The organism is Myxococcus sp. AM010, from assembly GCF_013372585.1.
In the GTDB taxonomy this organism is placed as follows: domain Bacteria; phylum Myxococcota; class Myxococcia; order Myxococcales; family Myxococcaceae; genus Myxococcus; species Myxococcus vastator.
This window is the reverse complement of the sequence record NZ_JABXEO010000045.1, coordinates 45,477-67,143: the sequence shown is the minus strand read 5'-3', so window position 1 is coordinate 67,143 and position 21,667 is coordinate 45,477. Positions and strand designations below refer to the sequence as shown.

Genomic DNA, 21,667 nt, shown 5'->3' with positions numbered 1-21,667 from the left:
CCCCAGGACGCGCTCCCCGCGCGCCTGGAATCGCTCCTGGAAGCCCTGACCGACCGGCACCTCGCGGACCGGCTGGAGCGCGTGCACCGCGCGGCGGCGGTGGCCATCGACCGGCTGGGACACTTGAGCATCGCGAAGTACGAGCCCACGTCGGTGGAAGCGGACGGCGGCGCGGACTTGTCGCTGTGGGAGACGATGGCGCCCGCCATTGGCGACACGGTGGTGGGCGTCAACCAGCTCGTCAGCGCCGTCCACCACGAGTTCCCGCCCCCCACGCGCCCCGTCGGGCTCGGCGACGGTGGCTGGGCCCCGCCGCCGGCCAGCTCGGATGAGCGGCTGGCGCAGGAGGTGGAGGCGGTGCTGCACGCCGTCGCGGACCGGCTGGCGCGGCGCGTGGCGGAGCTGGGACAGCAGATGCGCCGCCCGGAGGTGGTGAGCGACCGCTGGACGCTGATGGCCGAGCTGCAGGCGTTCCGCGCCGACTTCCGCGTGCGCATCGGCGACCTCGTGTACCTCACCGCCGCGGCCTTCGCCGACGTGCGCCGCGAAGAGGTGGTGCCCGGCTACGCCCACCAGGTGGGCGCGCGGGCGGCGCTGCGTGCGGCGGCGGCGGACCTGCGCCGCTCCCTGCAAGGCCGGTTGGAGCGCGCGGCGAAGGCGGAGGCCCGCGCGCGCCCCGCGCTGGCGCGGCAGGTGGCGGAGAGCCTGGCCGCCTTCGTGTCCCTGCCCGCGTCGGTGGCGCTGCGCACGCCGCAGAAGCACCAGGTGCTGGAGCTGCGCGCGCGCCTGCTGGACACGGCCACCCAGGCGGAGCTGGCGCCGGACGCGCTGCCCGGGCTGGTGGAGCCCTACCTCACCGCGCTGGACGAGCAGATGGAGGAGGTCACGCGCACCTGGCTCGTCGTCCATGACCGCGCGGTGTGGGCCACCTGCGGCATGAAGCTGGAGCAGGCGGACATGCACCTGTCGCTGGGCTCGCGCGGCGCGGAGCGCGTGCTGGCGGAGGCCGTGGAGGCGGCGGGCGCGCTCCAGGGTCGCTCGCCGCCGTTCGACGCCTTCCTGCGCAAGGCGCGACAGGAGGCGGGCGACGGACTGGAGGAGGCAGGGGCGCGGGAGCTGCTCACCCGGTTCCGGGAGCGGCTGGCGGCCCTGCCCTTCAGCTGAACCGCGAGGCTATGGCTTGGTGCCGTCGGGCTTCGCGCCCTCGGGCAGCGCCGGGGTGGCGGGCTTCGGCGGGAGGATGCGCAGCTCGTCGTAGCGCGCCGCCAGCGACTCCTGCGTCATCTCCTCCTGCCACTGCTTGGGGTTGGTGTTCCAGCCGTAGTCGGCCGGCACCTTGCCACCCCCCTGGCTGGTGTAGCCAATCATGTCCGGGAACTGCTTGGACCAGCGGCCCGCGGGGTCCGGCTCCTTGGTGATGAGCTGGCGGTTGGGACGGTGAAGGAAGGGCTTGGGTGCGTCACTCATGGCCCGTAGCCTCTCCGAAAGCAGCCCGCGAGGGTAGCGGGAAGACGCGGCGCCTCAGGCCGCCCGGCGGGTCCGCCTGCGGCACCCGGTGCTCACTGGCGGCAGCACGCGAGGGCCCATTTCGAACACCGCGGCGAAGAAGCGGGCCTGGGCCTCGCTGCCATACCGGTACCGGCGCACGGCCCCGGCCCACGTCTCCACCTCCACGCCCCAGCCTCGCCTGTCGTGGAGGAGCTCCACCCGCAGCACCCCACCCATGCCGTCACCCTCACCCTGTGCATCCATGCCCCGGGCCCTTGAAATCCCCGTGCCAGGGCGAGCACGCGACATCACCGGGTTGCGGTGTCGGCCACCCACCAAAGCGCGGCGGGCCCGTAAGGAATGCAGGAGGGCTCGGCCGCCTGCCTGCCCGATTGCGGATGCCCGACCGGGGTACACCGCAGGTCGCCTTGTGCCTCGCGATTCCTGCGTTAACTCAGAAGCATGACTCAATTCGAGAGCAACACCGGCGAGCGGTTCGCCGAATTCGTCCTCCCCGACGGCTGCGTGCTCTGCGGTGGAGAGGTGACTGTGCGTGCCTCTCAGGCGGGCGCGCACAGCTATTGCCCGCGGTGCCACTGGCTGTCCAAGCCCAGCATGCGCGTGCGCGACAACGGCGTGGAGCTGTCCTTCGCCACCACCGTGCTCGCCTGAGCACGCGCCGCCTCACGGCGGCAACATCGCCTCCGACAGCACCAGCGCCAGCAGGGCCGCCTTCTCTCCCTGTCCGAGGCGCAGCACCTCCTCGGGCAGGGACAGGGAGACGGGGCCCGGCTGGAGCGTCGTCCCAGGCTGGCAGGTGCGCCAGCCCGAATACCCCGCTCCCGTCACGGACATCGTGTAGTTGCATCCGCCCATGGCGCCAGCGATGGCGAAGGGCGCGATGACGAGGCTCGACGGCTGGCTGGCGAAGTTCCCCTCCAGGCGCAGGCCCGGCTCCGGCGTCCGCTCGAGCACGCGGAGGTCGACGGTGCCGTCCCCCACGCGTCCGAGCAGGCCTCCGCTGGCCCAGCCGACATCCACGTCCCTGCCACGCACCTGGCCCACCAGCGCCGCGCCGCGCTGACGCAGCTCGACGCCGGGCCCCCGCACGACGCCGCCCTCCTCCAGGGACAGCTCCACCGACTGCGCGCCCGCTTCGAGCCGCAGCGGCCCTCCCTGCCCGGTGACGGAGACCTGTGCCCGCGCGGAGGACGCGAGCGTCAGGCACAACACGCCCAGGATTCCGATGACACCTCGGGGTCCGGCTTCGCTCCACGGCACATGACACCTGCTTTCGGCGGGTCCTCTGCCCGAAGGTGAGGCTCCGCTGAAGCCGTGGCAGGGCCGGTGGACCTGGCGCGCTCACGCCGGGACTGGCGAAGTCCCAGGAAGCGAGCGCGGGGTCCGTGGCTCAGTGGCCGCCGTACGTACCGCTCGCGGCGGGCACCACTTCGGGCTCGCGCTCGAGCCTGCGCTCGGCTTCATCCCAGGCGCGGCCGTCCTCATAGCCCCACTCGTCGACGTCCACCTGATAGCTGACCTGTGACAGCAGCCGGCCCCGGCACAGCTTCGAGTCCCAGTTGCCCTCCGCCAGCGAGCTGTTGGCGCGGGAGAGCAGCTCGCGCATCACCCACTCCGGGACGATGTCGCGGTCCGCGGGGTACGCGAAGCGGAAGAACATCAGGTGCGAGAGCAGCACCTCCCAGTACCGGTCGAAGCGCGCCAGCAGCCGCGGCCAGTCGAACGTGCGCCCCGTCTTCAGGAGCAGGTGCGTGAGCTCGTGTCCGTCGAAGCGCTCGCGCTCCAGGACGAAGGCCTTGCTCCAGTAGATTTCCTCCGCTGGAGGCACGTTGCACGCGCAGTTCAGCAGCCGGGCGCGGACCGCGTGCTCGAACCAGCCGTCATCGACGATGGTGATGCCGTTGCCGGACGCGAAGATGAGGTCGACGAGGAAGTCGTCCCAGAAGGCCTTGTGCAGCCAGCCGTGGACGTCGCGCTGCGTGCTCCAGCCGTTGCGCGCGAGCACTTCCAAGGCGCGGTCCGCGTCGTCCTTGCGGATGAACAGGTCCAGGTCCTTCGTGTCGCGATAGATGCCCGTGTAGTGGGCGAACGCGTAAGCGCCACCGACCAGGAACGGGATTCGCGCGTCGGACAACAATTGGATGGCATAGGCCCGTGCGCCCAGCTCGGCGACCGGCCGCCGAACCTCCATCCGCCGTGGGTCTCCCCCGGGCGCGCCCGAGGCCTTCGGTGGTTGCTCAGCCATGCGCCAAAAATAGGAGCGCGATGCCGGGACGACAGCGGTCCGGCCGCGTGGCCGGTCGCAGGGCAGCCGGGCGTGCGTCAGCGCGCCAGCATCCACATCAGCGGCGCCGTGGCGAAGGACAGCGGAACGCCCACCCCCACCATCAACACCGCCAGCTCCGGGTCCAGGTCATGCTCGGCCGCGAGGATGGCCGCGCTCACCATGGGCCCCATGGCCGCCTGCAGCAGCGTGGCCTGCACCACCATGGGCGCAAGCCCTGGCAAGGCCAGCAGGCCCGCCGCCGTCAGCGCCGGCACCAGGAGCAGCTTGTACGACAGCCCCAGGGCCACCGCGGGCAGCCGGGGCTTGATGCCCGACAGGCGCAGCTGCAGGCCAATGGCGAACAGGGCCAGCGGCGTCAGCAGCGAGCCCAGCCGCTCCAGCACCCCGTCCAGCCAGACGGGGTAGGCCCAGGGCCGCGTCGCCAACGCCACCACCAGCGCCAGGAACGGGGGGAAGGTGGCCACCTTGCGCGCGAGCTGCCGCGCGGACAGCGGCGTGTCCGCGCCCGCCCGGGCCGCCGCCACCGTGGCCAGCGAGGACAGCACCAGGAAGGAGCCGAGCTGATCCACCACCACCGCCACCGGCAGGCCCCTGGCCCCCAGCAGCGCCTCCGCCATGGGCAGCCCCACGAAGGCGGTGTTGCCCAGCCCCGCCGTCAGCACCAGCGCCATGATGGACGGCTTCGGCAGCCCCAGCCGGGGCCCGAGCAGCCGGAAGAAGGGGCCCGCGCCCAGGTAGTAGAGCCACGGCACCGACGCGGCGACCAACAGCTCCGGCACGAACTCCAACCGGTGCATGGCGCGCAGCACCAGCGCCGGCAGCGCCACGTACAGCACGAAGGTGTTGAACGCCCCGGCGGAGCCCTCCGGAAACTTCCCGCTGTGCCGGGCCAGGACGCCCAGCACCAGACACGCCCCCAACAGCCCGATGACGTTCCCCATGACGGCCGCAGCGTCTCAGCCCACCGCGTCGAACTCCAGCGACACTCGCCAAAAGCAACGGGCGGCCTTCCCCCAGGGGAAGACCGCCCGTCGTTCACTTCACGCCGAAGCCGGGACTACGGCTTGGTGTAGGTGATGGCCAGGTTGTAGGTGGCGGCCGTGTAGCCACGCACCATGATGTACGCGGTGGACTGGCCCGCGGGCACGGCGATGTCGCACGTCTCGTTGGCGCCGCTGAGGTACGGGCGGCAGTTGTACGCGCTGGTGGTGGGCTGCGCGCCGAAGCGGACGTAGAGGTCCGGGTCACCCGTGCCCGTCATCACGACCTTGAAGTTGGTGCCGGCCTTCACGCTGAAGGAGCCGACCTGCGCGTTGGCGTTGAGCGCCACGCTGCCGGTCCGCGTCTCGTTGGTGGGCGTGCCGTTACCGCTGGAGGGCGTGAGGTAGTTGATGGTCAGGTTGAAGGTCGCGGCCGAGTAGCCACGCACCATGATGTACGCGGTGGTCACGCCCGCCGGAATCTCGACGGTGCAGCTCTCGCTGGCGCCGCTGAGGTACGGACGGCAGTTGTACGCCGTCGTGGTGGGCGCCGCGCCCGCGCGGACGTAGAGGTCCGGGTCACCCGTGCCCGACATCGTCACGGTGAAGGTGGAGCCAGGGACGACGTTGAAGGGGCCGTAGTTGACGTTCGCGCCCGAGGCGACAGAGCCCGTGCGCGTCTCCGTCACCGGGTCGCCTTCCGGCGGCGGCGGGGGCGGCTCACCGTTCGGCGTGCCGTAGAGCGCCTGGATGCCCTGGACGTCCTTCGTGGTCAGCACCAGGTCACCGTTCTGGGTGCCGTTGCACTGCGGGTAGTGCATGACGGAGGAGCCGTCGTAGGTGGTCAGCGCGCGCCAGTTGCTGTCCTCGAAGCAGGTGCCAGACTCGGGGCGGGTGTGCTCGTGACGGAAGCCGAGCACGTGGCCCAGCTCGTGGCGGGTGATGCCCTCCAGCGTCCAGACGCCCAGCGGCTGGAACGAGCTGGGGTCGAACACGACGTTGCGCTGCGCGCGCGCGTCACCCGGGAAGAACGCGCGCGCCAGGTACTGGCCTCCCGCGTTGATGGGGCTCACGTCGAACAGCACGTTGCCGTTGCTGGCGTTGCAGTTGGAGTCCTGCGCGGAGACGTGAACGAACTTCACGTGGCCGGCGGCCTCCCATGCACCCGTCGCGCTGGCCATCGCCTGGACCATGCGGTTGTAGTTGCTGCCGAAGGTGGTGCTCACACAGTAGCTGAGGTTCAGCTTCTGCGTGTCGCTCCACTTCGCGTCCGCTCCGCCCACGCGGTGGACGATGAGCTGCCCGTTCTTGACGTTGTTGTCGTAGAACTCGCGCAGGTGCTTCTCGGTCGCGAACGGCGTGTCACCGTCGGCGATGAAGATGCCCGTCTCCGGCTCCTGGTACACCTGGGCGAGGAACTCCTCCCACGACATCCCCTGGCTGAGCGTCTCCTCGGAGGTGGGGGTGGTGCCATCGCTGCCGCCGCAACCGGCGAGCAGCGCCAGGCCCGTGAGGGCGCCGACGAACTTGGACTGTGACATGGACATCCTTGTTGGGATGAGTGGTTCGCAGCCGACCAAGCAGCCGCCATGCCAGCAGCCAAGTCATCGCCGTCATTCAGGTTTTCTGATGGCTCCCTGTTCAACGCGGTGTGCCTGGACTCCAGGGCCCCACGGCTTTTCGTAAACTACCTTTACATTTTACCTTCAAATCGTAGTGCTTCTAAGGGGTTGTCCGTAGAAGACAAGCTGACTGATATTCAGACAGGCTGTCCTGAAGCAGGACACCCTTCACCGACCGTCCGGATTCATTCGTCCTGAAAATAGACAATGACAACGGAAGCACTACAGCCCCACCAGGCTCTCCGGGCGATTCAGGCCGCGCGCGCGGCCCAGCGGCTGGAGGATGTCCTGCGGCGGCGCGTCCGCGGTGAGCAGGAGCGCGCGCACGGCGGTCTCCACCACGTCCTCGGCGCCGGGGCGGACCATGCCGCGGCGGGCGTCCTGCACGCGCTTGCCGCGGTAGGCGTCAAAGCGCTCCTTCACGCGGCGAGCGACATCCGACACCGCCTTGTCGCCCACCTCCACGCGCAGCTCCAGCTCGTTGCGCAGCTGCACCGGGTCCGCGAGCACGCCGTACCTGTCGTAGCCCTTGTGCGCCGTGTCCTCGTGCATCACCGCGTAGTCCTGCGTGTTGGGCGCGGGCACCTGCTGCTCCTTGAGCAAGTCCCGCATCACCGCGGTGACAGAGGCCGTCACGGTGAGCCGGTGGAGCTGCACGTCGAACACGAAGTCCGAATACATGGGCTCCTCCACGGTGATGGGCTCGCGGAAGGTCGCGTCGCGGTGCCGCTGCACAGCCGTGCGCTGGCCCTCGGCCTTGTCCAGCGCGGCCTCCAGCGCCTTCTCCTTCTCCAGGGACGCGGCGGCCTTGGCCACCAGCAGCACCTCCTCGGCGACGCACGCCTTGGTGTCACAGCGGGACGGGTTGCACTCGCTGGGCAGCTCCCCGGGGCCGCTGGCCTCTCGCGCGGCGTCGCCGCACTCCAGCAGGGCCTCGCGGCACTGGCGGCGCTCCCGCTCGCGGCAGCGCTCGGCGGCCACGCGCACCATGGACAGCTCCGCCTGCAGGCGCAGGTACTCCCGCAGCGCGGCGGCCTGCTTGCGCTCAACGTCCTCCAGGGCGCGCTCGGCCTTCAAGAGCTGGGTCTCGAAGCCGCCGCGGCGCGGGTTGGGCACGGAGCGGTTGCCGGCGAGGTAGCGCTGCGTGCGCTGCGACTCCTCCACCACCTGCAGCGGAAGCACCCGCTCCAGTGACAAATCCAGCGTCACGCCTTCGCGGCCCGCCGGGGCCTCCGTCACCACGCGCAGGGGCAGCTGCGTGGGCAGCATCGCCGCCAGCCGGCCGGCCGCCAGCCGCTGCGCCACGTCCGGCGCTCCGGCCCGGTCCTCCACCGGCGAGGCCACCACCAGGAAGGCCACCTCGTCGCGCAGCTTCTGGCGCACGGCCTCGGCTCGCTCCCGCGCCGCGGTGGCGCCCACGCGCTCCTGGTCCGCGCGGACGTAGGCCACCAGCGCGTTGCCCAGCTTGCCGGCCTTCTCCAGGCCCTCACCCGTACCGAACCAGCGCCGCGCCCAGGCCACCTGCACGCCGTCCACGCCCCGCCTGGCGGCCGCGTGGTCCGGCGCCACCGACAGCACCGCGTCGAACTCCGTGCGCGCGTCCTGCAACCGCTCCGCCTTCAACGCCACGTTGCCCGCCGCCACGCGCGCATCCAACGTGGCGCCAAGCAGCTCCCGCGCCGAGCCGTTGTCCGCGTTGAGCTCCAGCGCGCGCACCAGGCGCTTCATCGCGCCATCCAGGTCCCCGGAGGCATGCACGGCGCGCGCATCCTCCAGCACCACCTCGCTCCAGGCCTGACGCACCTTGCCCAGCTTCACCTTGACCTCGGAGGCCTCCGGGTCCGCCGCCAGCGCGCGCAGATAGGCAGCCTCCGCCTCCGCCCACTTCTGCTCCTGGCTGGCGGCGTCTCCCTCCTTCACCGCCCGGGAGAAGGCGGAACAGCCCGACAGGGCGAGCACCAGGGCCAGGGCCAGGGCCCCCAGCCAGGGACGGGAGGAAGAAGGAGGCGGGCGGAGGGCTCGGGCAGACGCGTTCACGCCCGCATCTTCGAGGAAACCCTCATTCGGGAGAAGACGCCGGACGTCCTCTTGGCCGCCCCTCATCCCACACAGGCACCCCTCCCCTGGAGGTCTGCCATTGCCAGCCAGGCCCGCGCTCCCGCGAAGAACCCTCACTCCCTGTTGCGGCGACAATGTATGTCACCTTTCCAACGGTTTTGAATTCTTGCGCTGCGGGCTCCCCTACCCCAGAATGAGTCTTAAAAACCCCACCGCTGCCTGATTCCGCCAAATTTTACAGTGCAGTTGCGATGATTCGCCCTGACTGTATATATACGCCTCATTCATCGCCCTCCCGCCGCATTCCCAACTGGAGCAGGTTGGACCCTCCTCATGGAATCTGTCGCCCGCCCCCAGACTTCGGTGCCCCGCCAGGTCGTACGGACCGTGCTTCACGAGGCCCTGGAGAGCAAACTGGGTGGGGAGGTCGTGGTCCGCTCCACCTCCGTTTCCGGGCGCATCTTCGTGGTGGCGCGGAAGGTGGCCTGGGCGGTCCTCAACGGGCCGGGGGCGCTCAACTTCTCCTCGGTGCTCATCCGGGAGCGGGTGGTCAGCCGCGAGGACGTCGAGCAGGTGGTGGCGGAGTGCCGGCAGAGCGGGGGCAACTTCTGCGAGACGCTGGTGACGTGGGGCCTGGTTCCCCGGGACACCATGAGGGACCTGCTGCGCCGCCACATGTCGGAGCAGCTGGAGGCCTTGCTGTCGCTGACGGACGCCCAGGCCATGTTCGTCCCGCAGCCGCGCACCTATTCCAGCCAATTGACGTATGGCCTGGATGAGCTGATTCCCACTGTCGCGAAGCCTCCCACTCACCCCCTGGTAGAAAGCGAAGTCATGGCGAACGTGAAGCAGTCCCTGGAAGAGACGCTGAAAATCGAGGGGGCCTTCGCGGCCTGTCTGGCGGACTCGAAGAGCGGCATGTGCCTGGGCAGCGTGGGCGGCAACCCGGCCTTCAACATCGAGACGGCGGCGGCGGCCAACACCGAGGTCGTGCGTTCCAAGATGAAGGCCATGAGCATGCTGGGCATCAAGGACCGCATCGAGGACATCCTCATCACGCTCGGCGAGCAGTACCACCTCATCCGCCCGCTTTCGGGCAAGGAGGGCCTGTTCCTGTACGTGGCCCTGCACCGCGCCAGCGCCAACCTGGCGATGGCCCGCTACAAGCTGTCCGAGGTCGAGAAGACGCTTCAGGTGTGAGCCGTCCCCTGGGTGGATGAGCGCCCGCCCGCCCCCCGGGCGGCGCGCCCCCCCCCGCCTCGGACGCGCCCGGATGGATGCGCGCCAGGGCCCCTCATCATTAAAGAGTGCAGTCCCTTCCTGCTGGCCCCCATGAGCCCGTGCGACACACGGCGCGGGTGGCCTCGGACGCGCCGGGAATGACGCGGCGCAATGACAGGTAGAGGAATGACACGTCCCATGAGGGGGGCAAGAGAGGCACCATGTCCTGTCCACAGCCACGACCCACCGAGTTCCGCCTTCCGCTGCGGGCCGAGTCCTTCTCCATCGACGAGCACCGCAACGTGCACTGCCGCTTCTACGGCGGCTGCATCGACGTCGCGGTGAAGAAGGACTGGGATGGCTTCACCTGCGCCAAGTGCCCGCTGTTCCACGAGGACCAGGCTCCTGGCGCCAGCGCGTACGCCTTCAACCAGCCCGCGGACCTGGGCCGGCCCTAGCGGCCTTCAGCAGACAGGCCCCGGCGGTGCGCGCTTCCATGGGACGAGGGAGCGTCCCACCGCTGGAGCCTCCGTTGACCAGCCCACGCGGAGCCGGGACTCCTGGAGGGAGTAGGCATGGGGGGCTCCTGACGCCAGCTTGGGGCCCAACCTGGAGGCCCCCATGCTGCGCCAGCTCCTGCTCTCCGACTTCCGCTCCGAGGGCCCCGCCGCCGGACATGGCTGGCCGCTGGTGCAGCACACGTTTCCCACCGTGCAGTTGGCGCCCCTGGCCGCCGGGCGCGGCGGCAACGTGCTCTATCTGGACGCATCCGAATGGAACGCACCGGCCTTCGACCCCATCGCTTGGGACGCGCGCGTCTTCGAGGCGGCGGAGCGCAGCGAATGGCTGTCCTTGCACCTGGACGGCGCGAGCAGTGAGGCGCTCGTCGTGGCCGCGCTGGAAATCCTCACCCGCTATCAATGCCTGGTGCGGCGCCGCAACGCGGCTTCGGCCACGCCGCTCTTCAGCCGGCTGCTGGCGCGGCACCGCTCCCTGCACGACTTGAAGCAGCCGCAGGTGCGCGCGGAGTTCCACCGCGCGGTGGATGCCTGGCAATGGACGCTCCGGCTGCGGCCGGACGTGGACCTCCCGCCGCAGGCCGCGGCCTTCTTCCATGAACAGGAAGGGGAGCAACCCACGACACAGGCGCGCGCGGACCGCGCGGTGCAGGTGCTGGAGGAGGCCGGCGCGGATGACGCCACCTGCAGGCGCGTGCGGGAGCTGCTGAAGCGCGACGCGCGCCCCGCCAACGCGCGGGACGTGTCGCTGCTGGACTCCGCGGATGCGCTGGCGTTCTTCTGCCGGGAGTCCTCCGCCTGGTTCCGGGAGGCCGCGCCCGAGCACCGCCGCCGGCAGGTGGCCCGGATGCTCGCGCGGCTGCGGCCCGAACACCTGCGCTGGCTGGGACACATGCGCCTGGCGCCGGCCGTGCGCGGCCAGCTCGAGGTCCTGCTCGCCGCCCACTTTCCAGTGGACGGCACGGCCTGAGCGGGACGGCGCGCGCGGGCCGCCACCGCTACGCGTGCACGGTCCGGTCCGGCAGCCCGCCCAGGGCGTTGTCGTTCATGGTGACGTCGCCCGTGATGCCGGCGGCCCGCTGCCGCTCGGTAACCTCACGCAGGTTGCGCTCCTGCTTGTTGCCCATGGCTCCGCCCAGAATCACGGCCATGATGAGGACGGCGAAGATGACGACTCCCAGGATGGTGGCGCCAAGGATTACCATGAGCTGAGCCTCGCTTGCGGGGGGCCGCGCGCCACGGAGGCGAACACGGCCACGTTGGCTTCACCCTGGAAAGGTGTGTCGTCCCGCCGCTCACGGCGCTGCTTCCCCGGCCGTCCCCGCCATGGATGTCCGCCCGCCCAGCGGGCAGGCTGCCTAGCGCGAAAGCATGTCTGGCTTCTCGAAGCGCGGCAGACACAGCCAGAAGCGCGTGCCCTCTTCCGGCGTGGACGTCACCCGCAACAGGCCGCCGTGGGCCCGCACGATTTCATGGGTGATGTAGAGCCCCAGCCCCAGCCCGTTGCGCTGCGCGCTGCGCATGTCCTGTGCGCGCACGAAGGGGTCGAAGATGTGAGGTAGCCGCTCCTGGGGAATGGGCAGACCCCAGTTGTGCACCTCCATCCGGACGCCGCCCTCCTCGTCGCGCACCGACACGCAGACGGACGTGTCCTCGGGGGAATACTGCACGGCGTTGCCCACCAGGTTGGAGGCCGCCTGGGCGATGCGGTCCGCGTCCCATTCACCCCAGCCCTTGCCGGACAGGGTCAGCTCGAAGCGCCGCATGGGGTGCGCCACCTCCAGCTCCTCCACCACCTGCCGCAGCACGTCATGCAGGTTCACCCGCGCGCGCGTCAGCGGGTAGCCGCCGCCCAGCCGGGTGCGCGTGAAGTCCAGCAGGTCGTTGATCATCCGCGCCATCCGGTCCGCGGAGATGGAGATGCGGTTGACGGCCTTGCGCTGCGGCTCCGCCAGCACGCCGTAGCGCAGCAGCAGGGCCGCGTTGCCGGAGATGGCCTGCAACGGGTTGCGCAGGTCATGTCCCAGGACGCCCAGGAACTGCTCGCGGAACACCGCCGTCTGCCGCGCCGCCTCCTCGCGCTTGAGCCCCTCCTCCACGCGCTTGCGCTCGATGGCGTAGCGCAGCGCCCGCACCAGCAGCGCCCCCGTCACCTGCCCCTTCACCAGGTAGTCCTGCGCGCCCTCGTGCACGGCCTGCACCGCCAGCTGCTCGTCGTCCGTGCCGGTGAGCACCACCAGCGGCACCGACGGCGCGGCGTTGAGCAGGCGGGGGATGTTGGCCAACCCCTGCCCGTCCGGCAGCGACAAATCGAGCAGCACCGCGTCCACGTCGGCGCTGCCCAGCACGTGCACCGCGTCCGCCAGCCGCTCCACGTGGAGGACGTCGAAGCGCGCGGTGGCAATCTCCTTCAGCTCCTCCTGGAGCAGCCGCGCGTCGCCCGCGTTGTCCTCCACCAGCAGCAGGCGCAGGGGGCGCCCGTCCACGCTCCGGTCGCTCATGAAGCCTCGGGCTTGGGGGGCAGCCGGACGACGGACAACCAGAAGTCGTCAATGGAGCGCACCACGGAGATGAACTGCTCCAGGTCCACCGGCTTGGCGATGTAGCAGTTCGCGTGCAAGTCGTAGGTGCGCAGGATGTCCTCTTCCGCCTTCGACGTGGTGAGCACCACCACCGGGATGCGGCGCAGGGCCGGGTCGACCTTGATTTCGGCCAGCACCTCGCGTCCGTCCTTCCGAGGCAGGTTGAGGTCCAGCAGGATGAGGTCGGGCCGGGCGGCGTCCGCGTACGCGCCCTGGCGCCGCAGGAAGGACAGCGCCTCCACGCCGTCGCGCGCCACCGACAGGCGGTTGCTCACCTTGCCTTCCTTGAAGGCTTCGATGGTCAACCGCACGTCGCCGGGGTTGTCTTCCACCAGGAGGATTTCAATCGGGCTGCCAGTCGCGTCGTGGCGCATGTCTCAAGACTCCGGATGGGACGGTACGGCGGGCAGCGTGAACCAGAAGGCCGTGCCTTCACCTGGCTGGGACTCCACGCCGATGCGGCCCCCATGGCGCTCGACGATTTTCTTGCAGATGGCCAGGCCAATCCCCGTGCCCGGGTACTCCTCCTTGCCGTGGAGCCGTTGGAAGATGACGAAGATGCGCTCGAAGTACTCGGGGGAGATGCCAATGCCCCAGTCGCGCACGGTGAAGCGGACCGCCGCTCCCCGCGGCTCGGCGCTCACCCGCACCCGGGGCGGCGCGGCGCCGTGGAACTTGAGCGCGTTGCCCACCAGGTTCTGGAACAACTGGGTGAGCTGCGTCTCGTCCGCGAGCACCGCCGGCAACGGGCCGAGCTCCACCGAGGCCTGCGTCTCCTGGATGGCCGCCCGCAGGTTCGCGGTCGCCCGCTCCAGCGCCCGTCCCGCGTCGCAAGGGCGCCTGTCCCAGCCTCGCGTGCCCACCCGCGAATAGGCCAGCAGGTCCTGGATGAGCCGCTGCATGCGATTCACCCCGTCCACCGCGTAGTGGATGAACTCGTCCGCGTCCGCGTCCAGCCTGCCCTTGTAGCGCCGGCCCAGCAGCTGGGTATAGCTGGCCACCATGCGCAGCGGCTCCTGCAAGTCGTGCGAGGCCACGTAGGCGAACTGCTGGAGCTCCTCGTTGGAGCGGGCCAGCTCCTGGGCGCGCTGCTGCAACCCCTCCTCGGCGCGGCGGCGCTCCACGCCCTGGGCGATGGCGTCCGACACCGCCGCCAGCGCGACCGCCGCGTCCTCGCCCAGCGGCTCCCTGCCATAGACGCCGAGCACTCCCACCAATTGCCCACGCACCATCAGCGGCATGCCCGAGAACGCGCGCACGCCCGTCTCCTTCAACCAGCCGCCGTCCAGGACGCGCGTGTCGCCTGTCAGGTCATCCACGCGGAGCTGAGCGCGCAGGCGGGCCACCTCGCTCACCAGGCTGGGGCCGTCCACCCGGATTCGAGCCCACTTGTCGCGCGGCGGCGCGTTGGGGCCCGCGTTGCCCGCCAGCTCCAGGGTGTGGGTGTCGCGCGAGTACAGCCACAGCCGCGCCGTCCGCGCCCCCAGGTGCGTCACCAGTGCGCTGGCGCAGTCCTGGAGAATCTCCGCCAGGGCGTCCTCGCGCGCCAGGGCGAGGCTCACCTCCGCGCGCAGCGCCTCCAGCCGGCGCGCGGCCGCCTCGCGCTCCAGGCGGCGGGCGGCGTCCTCCACCTGGCGCTGGGCGGAGACGTCCGTGGTGGTGCCCACCCATTCGCGCACGCCGCCGTCCGGGTTGAGCACCGGCACCGCGCGCACGCGCACGGGGGTGTAGCGCCCGTCCGGGCGGGCCAGGCGGTACTCCGCGTCATAGGGGCGGCGCTGCTCCACCGTGGCGAACCAGCTCCGCGCCGCGGTGTCCCGGTCCTCGGGATGCACGGCCGAAAGCCACTCGTGTCCCCGCCACTGCGCGTACGTCCGGCCGGTGAAGGCGCGCCAGGACGGGCTGTCCTCCTCGATGTCGCCGTCGGGGCGCGTCACCCAGACGGCCTGGGTGGAGGCGGTGACCAGCGAGCGGAAGCGCAGCTCCATCCGCCGCGCGTCCTTGATGAGCCGGGCGTTGTCCAGCGCCACCGCCGCGCGCTCGGCCAGCTGCGTGGCCAGCAGGAGGTCCGTCTGGGCGAAGCGCCGGCCTGACTCCGCGTGCACCAGCGACAGCGCGCCAATGGTGCGGCCACGCGCCGTCAGGGGCACCAGCATGGCGGAGCGCAGCCCCAGTTCCCGCGCGATGCGCAGATGCTCCGCGTCACGGGTCCCGGCCACCAGCAGCGCATCCGGGACCTCCGGCAGCACCACCGACACCCCTGTGCGGATGACGGACAGCACGCCGGAGGGGTCCTCATGGCGCGGCGGGTAACGCACACGCAGCTCCTCCGCGTAGCGCACCTTCTCCGGGTCCACATGCGCCACGCCCACCTGGCGCGTGGAGCCATCCTCGTAGGCGATTTCAATGGCGCACCAGTCCGCCAGCGACGGCACCACCAGCCGCGTCAGCGCCGAGAGCGTCGCCTCGTAATCCAGCGAGGACGACGACAGCAGCGCGCCCGCCTCGGCCAGCACGCGCAGGGACTCCGCGGCGCGCTTCTGCTCTTCGATGTCCGTACAGGTGCCGAACCATTTGACGATGCGCCCGCTGTCGTCGCGCACCGGGTGCCCCCGCCCCAGGTGCCAGCGCCACACGCCGTCATGGCGGCGGCAGCGGTACTCCACCTCATAGGGCGCGCCGGTGCGCAGGGAGTCCGCCCAGCGCCGGCCCGCCTCCTCCAGGTCATCGGGGTGGAAGGCCAACCGCCAGCCCGCCCCCAGTGCCTGCTCGGGGGTGAGGCCCGTGTAGGTGTACCAACGGGCGTTGTAGTACTCGTGATGGCCGTCCGCGCGGGCGACCCAGATGAGCTGGGGGATGCTCTCGGAGAGCAACTGCAAGGCGTCCACGCCTGGGAGCACCGGAACCGGGCGCTGGGACTCCGGGGCCGCATCCGGAGGACTACGGAGGGGGTGCGTCATGGAAGGCACTCGACCTTAACAGCCCGCACGGGGCCACACCCTCCTGGCGGGAGACGGCTTTTCAGCAGCGGACAGTCCCCAGGAAGGGCAGGTCTCACGCCGGGCGGTCAGGGAGGCGGGCGTCGTGGATTCCCTGTCAATGCCCCGCCACCGCAGATGCCTGCCATTGCACGAACAAACCAGACAGACACACCGCCCGCAATGACAGACGTCACCAACAACCTGACCTACGAAGCCCTCAGGCACGGGCGCGGATGCCAGGACACCGCGAGGGCTCCTTGGAATCGGCCCCTCAGCGAGGGTGAGGCGCTTCGGCCGTCGCACGCTCAGGACGCAGCCCGGGCAGGCGGGCAGGCGGGCCCTCTTCGTCTCATCCCCACTGCCACCCTCCGGCCAGGGAGCGAGCAACTCCCACATGGCGGGTTCAGGGAGGGGACACCACCTTCCGCGAGCGGATGTCGCCTGAGAGGGATAGGCCGCGTGAGGAGCGTGACACCCCCATGTGGAGCCCATCTCCCCGTCGAGTCCGTCCCGCGCCGTGGCGCGTGCGGGGTGGGACGCGCGCACCCGCGCGGCCCCTGGCGACGTCCCGGCCCTTGGACATCCACGCACCGCCGCGTCCCTACCGGAGACGGCCGCAGGGCGTGTCCTCCATGCCCTGTGGATGGGCGCTCGCGGCGCTGGGCGGCGCCGGCGTCCAGGTGCTGGGCCCTTCGTGTCTGGAGCGGCTGCGCCGGCGGAAGCGGGGGCACCACCGCTGGTGGCACCGCTCCCAGGAGCCGCTGATGGAGTCCATGGAGACGGCCCTGACCACGGCGCTGCTCGGCGTGTCCGTCATGCCCCTGGTGGGTGGCGACAGTCCCCCGGAGTGGGCCGCCCGGCCCGACGCGGTGCGCGACATCCGGGGCGAGGCTCCGGACGACGACCTCGACTTCGAGTCCGCCTTCGCGTCCTACTAGCGCGCCTGTTAACACCGGGGCATGACGACCGCGCCCCGCCCCAATCCGCTGCTGTCGGACCGCGACGTGGACTTCCAGCTCTACGAGGTGCTGGATGCCACGGCGCTGTGCGCCCTGCCCGCGTTCGCGGAGCACTCCCGCGACACCTTCACCCTGCTGCTGGACAGCACGCGCCGCTTCGCGCGCGAGGTGCTCTACCCCACCTACCGCGCCATGGACGCCCAGCCCCCGTCCTTCCGCGACGGGCGCGTCCACGTCCACCCGCTGATGCGCGACTTGTACCCGCGCCTGGTGGAGCTGGGCCTGCTCACCGCCTCGCGCCCGCCCGACGTCGGAGGACAGCAGCTGCCGCTCACCGTGCACGCGGTGTCCACCGCCTACCTCATGGCGGCCAACCTGAGCGTCTACGCCTGGCTGGGCCTGACGCTGGGCGCGGCGCACCTGCTGGAGGTGTTCGGCACGCCGGAGGTGAAGGCGGCCTTCATGGAGCCGATGTACCGGGGCGAATGGACGGGCACCATGGCCCTCACCGAGCCGCAGGCGGGCAGCAGCCTCGCGGACGTGCGGACCCGCGCGACGCCCGCGCCGGACGGCAGCTGGCGCATCCAGGGCTCGAAGATCTTCATCAGCGGCGCGGACCAGGACTTCAGTGAGAATGTGGTGCACCTGACGCTGGCGCGCATCGAAGGCGCGGAGGGCGGCACGCGGGGCATCTCCCTCTTCGCGGTGCCCTCGCGGCGGCCGGAGGGCGGCGCGCTGGTGGACAACGACGTCCGCGTGGCGGGCGTCATCCACAAGATTGGCTGGAAGGGCATCCCCAGCCTCGCCCTCAACTACGGTGAATCAGGTGACTGCCACGGCTGGCTGGTGGGGCCTCCGGGACGCGGCCTGGCGTGCATGTTCCAGATGATGAACGAGGCGCGCATCATGGTGGGCATGAACGGGGTGGCCACCGCGACGGTGGCGTACCACGAGGCCGTGGCCTACGCGCGTGAGCGTCCCCAGGGCCGGCCCGCCGGCGTGCGCGACGCCACGCGGCCGCAGACGCCCATCATCGAACACGCGGATGTGCGGCGGATGCTGCTGCGGCAGAAGGCCATCGTCGAAGGGGGCCTGTCGCTGCTGCTCGCCGCGTCGTACCAGGCGGACCTCGCGGAGCATGGCCAGGACGACGCCACCCGCCAGCGCGCGGGCCTGCTGGTGGACCTGCTGACGCCGGTGGCGAAGTCGTTCCCTGCCGAGCGGGGCTTCGAGGCCAACGCGCTCGCGGTGCAGGTGCATGGAGGCTACGGCTACTCCAGCGAGTACCTGCCCGAGGCCTGGCTGAGAGACCAGAAGCTCAACAGCATCCACGAGGGCACCACCGGCATCCAGGGCCTCGACCTGCTGGGGCGCAAGGTGGTGGCCGGCGGCGGCGCGGCGCTCCAGGCCTTCACGGAGGAGGTGGGCGCCACGGTGGCGCGAGCGCGCGCGGCGGGCGTGACGCCGGAGTGGGGCGAGGCGCTCGAACAGGCCCTGGCGGAGACCACCACCGTGGTGACGGAGCTGGGCGCGCGTGGCATGTCCGGCGAGGTGGAGCTGATGCTGCGCCACAGCGCGGACTTCCTGGAGCTGTTCAGCGTGCTCGCGGTGGCCTGGCGCTGGCTGGCCCAGGCCGCGGCCGCGAAGGAAGCGCTGGGGCGTGGCGACCCCGCGCCCGACTTCTACGAGGGCAAGCTGGCGGCGGCGCAGTACTGGTTCGCGGTGGAGCTGCCTCGGGTACCGCTGCTCGCCCGGCTCTGCCGGACAGGAGAGGACTCCTACGCGCGCATGCGCCCGGAGTGGTTCTGAGGAGACGCCTCGGACGATTCTCCTGCATGAATCGTTTGAGCTCGTAAGATGTGAAGGGTGACTGTTTCTTTCCACCTGTGCCAGCCCGGTGGAGGCGCGTCGTGTGGAGCCTGCTGCGGCCTCTACAATTTCCGGGACCATTCCCGCCTGGCCGTGGCGGAGCAGCTCTCCATGCAGACGGAGCGGCTGCGCCGCGTGCCGTGGGAAGCCTCGGCGTGGCGCGAAGCCGCCCGTGAGTTGCTGGCGGCCCGTCGCGCCGAGCCCATGTTCTCCGCCGTGCGGGTGTGCCCCCTGCTGGGCTTCCTGGACTCCGAGCGCAAGCAGGTGGGCTGCCTTGCCCACCCGCTGGTGACGGGCGGCACGGACCTGCGGGACTGCGGCGTGTACCGCTCATCCGTGTGCGAGACGTTCACCTGCCCCTCGTTCGGTTGGCTGACGGACGCCCAGGCGAGGCTGGTGCAGGTGGCCTGCGCGGACTGGTACCTGTACGGGCTGGTCATCACCGACGTGGAGTTCGTCCGAGGCTGCCTTCGCTTGTTGGAGTGGGAGCTGGGCGGGCCCGCGCGTCCGGAAGTGCTGATGGGGCAGCCGGAGGCGCTCGCCGCGATACGGCGGATGTTCGCCCTGAAGGAGACGGCGCCGCGACGAGGGACGAATGCCACGGTGTTCGGCCGCTTCAACCGGGACGCCGACGGCGAGCCCGTGCCGCGCACCCTGGACTACGTGAAGCTGGGCGTGCGGACGGCGCCGGAGGACGACGTGGTGCTGTGCCTGGGCTATGCGCCGCGGGACGCCACGGAGCTGATGGGCGCCCGCGAGTTGGTGCGCTCACACGTGAAGGCCGTGGCCCGCGCGCTGCCTGCGTGACGCGGAGGGGCTGCGCACACCGCTTGCATTGGAAGCCGCGAAACGGAGCGACTGGGAACTCGAGGGGAACAGTATGGGAAGAGGATGGGCGTGGGTGGGGATGCTGGGACTCTTCGCGATGACGACGGGTTGCCGTGAGCGGGAGCCTCGGGCGGCGGTGGTGACGCCCAGCGGCATGGAAGCGGACACGGCGGCCGGGGCCATTGAACGCGAGCCCGTGATGGAGGTGGACAGCGCGACAGCGCCCGCGGCGCTCCAGCCCGCGACGGCGGTGCGGGAACAGGCTCCCGGAGAGAACACTTTGGCGCGAGCGCCCACGGCCATGAGCGACACGTCCGTGGCTCCGATGGAGGGCGCACCCGTGCGCGCGCCGGCCCCGGTGGCGGAGTCCGCCGCGCCGCGGACGCAGCAGCAGGCGGCGGCGAGCCGGGTGATGATTGGCTCCGAGGCGGTCCAGGCCCGGGAGGACGAGGACTGGTACCTGGGCGCGGCGCGCGCGGCGCAGCACGCGACGGTGGAGACGGGCCAGGGCGGCGCGGGGAACGCGCCCCTGGAGGACGTCATCATCGCCTCCAGCTCCGTGAGTGGGCGCGTCACGCAGGTGAAGCGGAACACCCTCACCGTGAAGGACCGGGAGGGCGGCGTCTACGAGCTGGAGCTGGACCAGCGCAGCCGAGGCCTGCGGCAGGGACGAAAGGTGCCGCTGCGGCAGCTGCGGGAAGGCACGCCGGTGCGTGCGCAGTTCGTCCTCATGGGGGGCCGCACCGTCGCGCGCGACGTGCAGATCCGTCGCTGAGGTGGGCTCGCGCCGTGGTAGGGCATGCCACCAGGGAGGCCCTGCCCGGACACCGGGCAAGCGCAAGGGCTCATGGCTTTCGCCAGCGCCGCGCGCCTCCTGAGATATCGGGGCCCAAGCCCCGGAGGCGAGCGCATGCAGGAGCCCCTTCCACCGCGGTCCCCCACGTCCGGCTGGCGCCGTGCGTGGCGCGGCCTGTGGGTGACCTTCGCCGCGAAGCCCACCTGGACACAGGCGCCCCGCCGTGGCCGTGGCCGCGCCCGGCTGGGGATGCTGCTCGCGCTGGGCATGATGACCGCATGCGCGACGCGCGGAGCGGGCTCGGCCCAGCCCTCCATTCCAGCGCTGCCACAGCTCTCCGCGTCACAGGTCGCCAGGCTGATGCCTCCGCGGCTCCAGGACCGCGAGGGCTGGGCCCGGGACGTGCTGGCCGCGCTGGAGGTGGAGGAACTCGCCCCGTCACCGCCCGCGGTGTGCTCGGTGCTGGCCGTCATCGAACAGGAGTCCGGCTACAAGGTCGACCCGGCCGTCCCGGGGCTCCCGAAGATGGTCCGCGCGCGTCTGGACGAACACGCGAACAAGCTGGGCCCGCTGGGCCGCAAGGTCCTGGCGTCGGTGCTGGAAGGCCGGGCGAAGGGCAGCAAGAAGACGTTCGACGAGCGGCTGCGCGCGCTGCGCACCGAGCGCGACCTGGACCGGCTCTTCCGCGACATGCTCGCGTACTACGAGAACGAATACCCGAGCGCCTTCAAGGTCGTGGACTTCGCCAGCGGCGTCTTCGCTTCGGGGAACCTGAACGCGTTCAACCCCGTCACCACCGCTGGCTCCATGCAGGTGAGCGTGCGCTACGCGATGCAGAAGGCGGGCGAGGACGCGGACCCGGCCGAGGTGCGCGAGTCGATGTACACCCGCGCGGGCGGCGTGCGCTACGGCACCGCGCGGCTGCTGGGTTACGAGGCCGCCTACCCCGAGCCCCTCTTCCGCTTCGCGGACTACAACGCGGGCGTCTATGCCTCACGCAACGCCGCGCTCCAGTCGCAGGTGAGCCGCCTCACCGGCCATCCCCTGGCGCCCGACGGAGACCTCCAGCTCTATGACAAGCAGGGGCAGCCGCGCGACGAGGACAGCAAGTCGCTGCTGGCGCTGCTGGCCTTCCGTCTGCGCTTCGCCCCGGAGGAGCTCAGCGAGCGGCAGGTGCGCCGCGACGTGCGCGAGGAGAAGGCGCTGGACTTCGAATCCACCGACACGTTCCGCGCGGTGAAACGCGTCTACCAGCGGGAGACGGGCGAAGCGCCGTCCTACGCCCAGCTTCCCCGGGTGACGCTCCACAGTCCGAAGCTGAAGCGCGAGCTGACCACCGCGTGGTTCGCGCGCTCGGTGGACCGGCGCTTCCAGAACTGCATGACGCGCTACCGCGCGCTGACGGCGAAGGAGTGAAGAGCGCCAGGCACCGCCGGTCCGATTCCTTCCGGAGCCGG

Annotated in this window: 21 protein-coding genes; 10 read left to right on the top strand and 11 right to left on the bottom strand. The window is 71.0% G+C overall.

Annotated features, from left to right (window positions below):
* Nucleotides 1-1,164, top strand: a 1,164-nt coding sequence (locus HV826_RS20875; protein WP_255217326.1) for a hypothetical protein, incomplete at its 5' end; no start/stop codon positions are given.
* Nucleotides 1,165-1,173: 9 nt separating this feature from the next.
* On the opposite strand, the gene HV826_RS20870 is transcribed toward HV826_RS20875, so the two are convergent.
* Together HV826_RS20870 and HV826_RS20865 are read right to left on the bottom strand one after the other, a co-directional pair.
* Nucleotides 1,174-1,467, bottom strand: coding sequence for a hypothetical protein (locus tag HV826_RS20870; protein ID WP_176418782.1), 294 nt, complete (start codon nt 1,465-1,467; stop codon nt 1,174-1,176).
* Between the two features lie 54 nt (nt 1,468-1,521).
* Nucleotides 1,522-1,752 carry a hypothetical protein gene (locus tag HV826_RS20865; protein ID WP_176418781.1) on the bottom strand — a complete coding sequence of 77 codons (231 nt, stop codon included), beginning with the start codon at nt 1,750-1,752 and terminating at the stop codon, nt 1,522-1,524.
* Nucleotides 1,753-1,950: 198 nt separating this feature from the next.
* On the opposite strand from HV826_RS20865, the gene HV826_RS20860 reads away from it, so the two are divergent.
* A complete protein-coding gene (locus HV826_RS20860; RefSeq protein WP_011550932.1) occupies nt 1,951-2,160 on the top strand; it encodes a hypothetical protein in 210 nt (69 codons plus the stop codon).
* Nucleotides 2,161-2,172: 12 nt separating this feature from the next.
* On the opposite strand, the gene HV826_RS20855 is transcribed toward HV826_RS20860, so the two are convergent.
* The 5 genes from HV826_RS20855 to traC all read right to left on the bottom strand — a co-directional run bounded on the left by HV826_RS20855 (nt 2,173) and on the right by traC (nt 8,501).
* On the bottom strand, nt 2,173-2,721 hold the full coding sequence (locus tag HV826_RS20855; protein WP_368670962.1) for a hypothetical protein: 549 nt from the start codon (nt 2,719-2,721) through the stop codon (nt 2,173-2,175).
* Nucleotides 2,722-2,899: 178 nt separating this feature from the next.
* Complete coding sequence (locus HV826_RS20850) at nt 2,900-3,700, bottom strand: nucleotidyltransferase family protein (protein WP_176418779.1); 801 nt, start codon at nt 3,698-3,700, stop codon at nt 2,900-2,902.
* A 131-nt stretch (nt 3,701-3,831) separates the two neighbouring features.
* On the bottom strand, nt 3,832-4,737 hold the full coding sequence (locus HV826_RS20845) for an AEC family transporter (RefSeq protein WP_176418778.1): 906 nt from the start codon (nt 4,735-4,737) through the stop codon (nt 3,832-3,834).
* Nucleotides 4,738-4,853: 116 nt separating this feature from the next.
* Nucleotides 4,854-6,317: a pre-peptidase C-terminal domain-containing protein gene (locus tag HV826_RS20840; RefSeq protein ID WP_303623587.1), complete on the bottom strand. Its 1,464-nt coding sequence runs from the start codon at nt 6,315-6,317 to the stop codon at nt 4,854-4,856.
* A gap of 303 nt (nt 6,318-6,620) precedes the next feature.
* Nucleotides 6,621-8,501 carry an outer membrane exchange accessory lipoprotein TraC gene (gene traC / locus HV826_RS20835; RefSeq protein WP_176418776.1) on the bottom strand — a complete coding sequence of 627 codons (1,881 nt, stop codon included), beginning with the start codon at nt 8,499-8,501 and terminating at the stop codon, nt 6,621-6,623.
* Between the two features lie 342 nt (nt 8,502-8,843).
* On the opposite strand from traC, the gene HV826_RS37335 reads away from it, so the two are divergent.
* From HV826_RS37335 to HV826_RS20820, 3 genes are all read left to right on the top strand, one after another.
* On the top strand, nt 8,844-9,656 hold the full coding sequence (locus HV826_RS37335; protein ID WP_176418775.1) for a hypothetical protein: 813 nt from the start codon (nt 8,844-8,846) through the stop codon (nt 9,654-9,656).
* 242 nt (nt 9,657-9,898) lie between these two features.
* Nucleotides 9,899-10,135 carry a hypothetical protein gene (locus HV826_RS20825; protein ID WP_163783695.1) on the top strand — a complete coding sequence of 79 codons (237 nt, stop codon included), beginning with the start codon at nt 9,899-9,901 and terminating at the stop codon, nt 10,133-10,135.
* A 163-nt stretch (nt 10,136-10,298) separates the two neighbouring features.
* Nucleotides 10,299-11,165, top strand: a complete 867-nt coding sequence (locus HV826_RS20820; protein WP_176418774.1) for a DUF4202 domain-containing protein — start codon at nt 10,299-10,301, stop codon at nt 11,163-11,165.
* A gap of 28 nt (nt 11,166-11,193) precedes the next feature.
* Here HV826_RS20820 and HV826_RS20815 read toward each other — a convergent pair whose 3' ends face one another.
* The 4 genes from HV826_RS20815 to HV826_RS20800 form a co-directional block, all read right to left on the bottom strand.
* On the bottom strand, nt 11,194-11,400 hold the full coding sequence (locus HV826_RS20815; protein WP_176418773.1) for a hypothetical protein: 207 nt from the start codon (nt 11,398-11,400) through the stop codon (nt 11,194-11,196).
* A gap of 153 nt (nt 11,401-11,553) precedes the next feature.
* The gene (locus HV826_RS20810; RefSeq protein WP_176418772.1) at nt 11,554-12,696 is read right to left on the bottom strand and encodes a hybrid sensor histidine kinase/response regulator; all 1,143 of its coding nucleotides are present in this window, start codon (nt 12,694-12,696) and stop codon (nt 11,554-11,556) included.
* Complete coding sequence (locus HV826_RS20805) at nt 12,693-13,151, bottom strand: response regulator (RefSeq protein WP_176418771.1); 459 nt, start codon at nt 13,149-13,151, stop codon at nt 12,693-12,695. Before HV826_RS20805 ends, HV826_RS20810 begins: the two co-directional genes overlap by 4 nt.
* Nucleotides 13,152-13,154: 3 nt before the next feature.
* Nucleotides 13,155-15,737 (bottom strand): PAS domain-containing protein, encoded by a 2,583-nt coding sequence (locus tag HV826_RS20800; protein ID WP_176418770.1) that lies wholly within the window; start codon nt 15,735-15,737, stop codon nt 13,155-13,157.
* 653 nt (nt 15,738-16,390) lie between these two features.
* Here HV826_RS20800 and HV826_RS20795 point away from each other — a divergent pair.
* The 5 genes from HV826_RS20795 to HV826_RS20775 all read left to right on the top strand — a co-directional run bounded on the left by HV826_RS20795 (nt 16,391) and on the right by HV826_RS20775 (nt 21,626).
* A complete protein-coding gene (locus HV826_RS20795) occupies nt 16,391-16,696 on the top strand; it encodes a hypothetical protein (RefSeq protein ID WP_176418788.1) in 306 nt (101 codons plus the stop codon).
* A 21-nt stretch (nt 16,697-16,717) separates the two neighbouring features.
* Complete coding sequence (locus HV826_RS20790; RefSeq protein ID WP_176418769.1) at nt 16,718-18,526, top strand: acyl-CoA dehydrogenase; 1,809 nt, start codon at nt 16,718-16,720, stop codon at nt 18,524-18,526.
* 57 nt (nt 18,527-18,583) lie between these two features.
* Nucleotides 18,584-19,393, top strand: a complete 810-nt coding sequence (locus HV826_RS20785; protein ID WP_176418768.1) for a hypothetical protein — start codon at nt 18,584-18,586, stop codon at nt 19,391-19,393.
* Nucleotides 19,394-19,493: 100 nt separating this feature from the next.
* Entirely contained in the window at nt 19,494-20,189 is a 696-nt protein-coding gene (locus HV826_RS20780) for a hypothetical protein (RefSeq protein ID WP_255217325.1), read from the top strand.
* A 135-nt stretch (nt 20,190-20,324) separates the two neighbouring features.
* A complete protein-coding gene (locus HV826_RS20775) occupies nt 20,325-21,626 on the top strand; it encodes a DUF1615 family protein (RefSeq protein ID WP_176418767.1) in 1,302 nt (433 codons plus the stop codon).
* Nucleotides 21,627-21,667 lie beyond the last annotated feature (41 nt).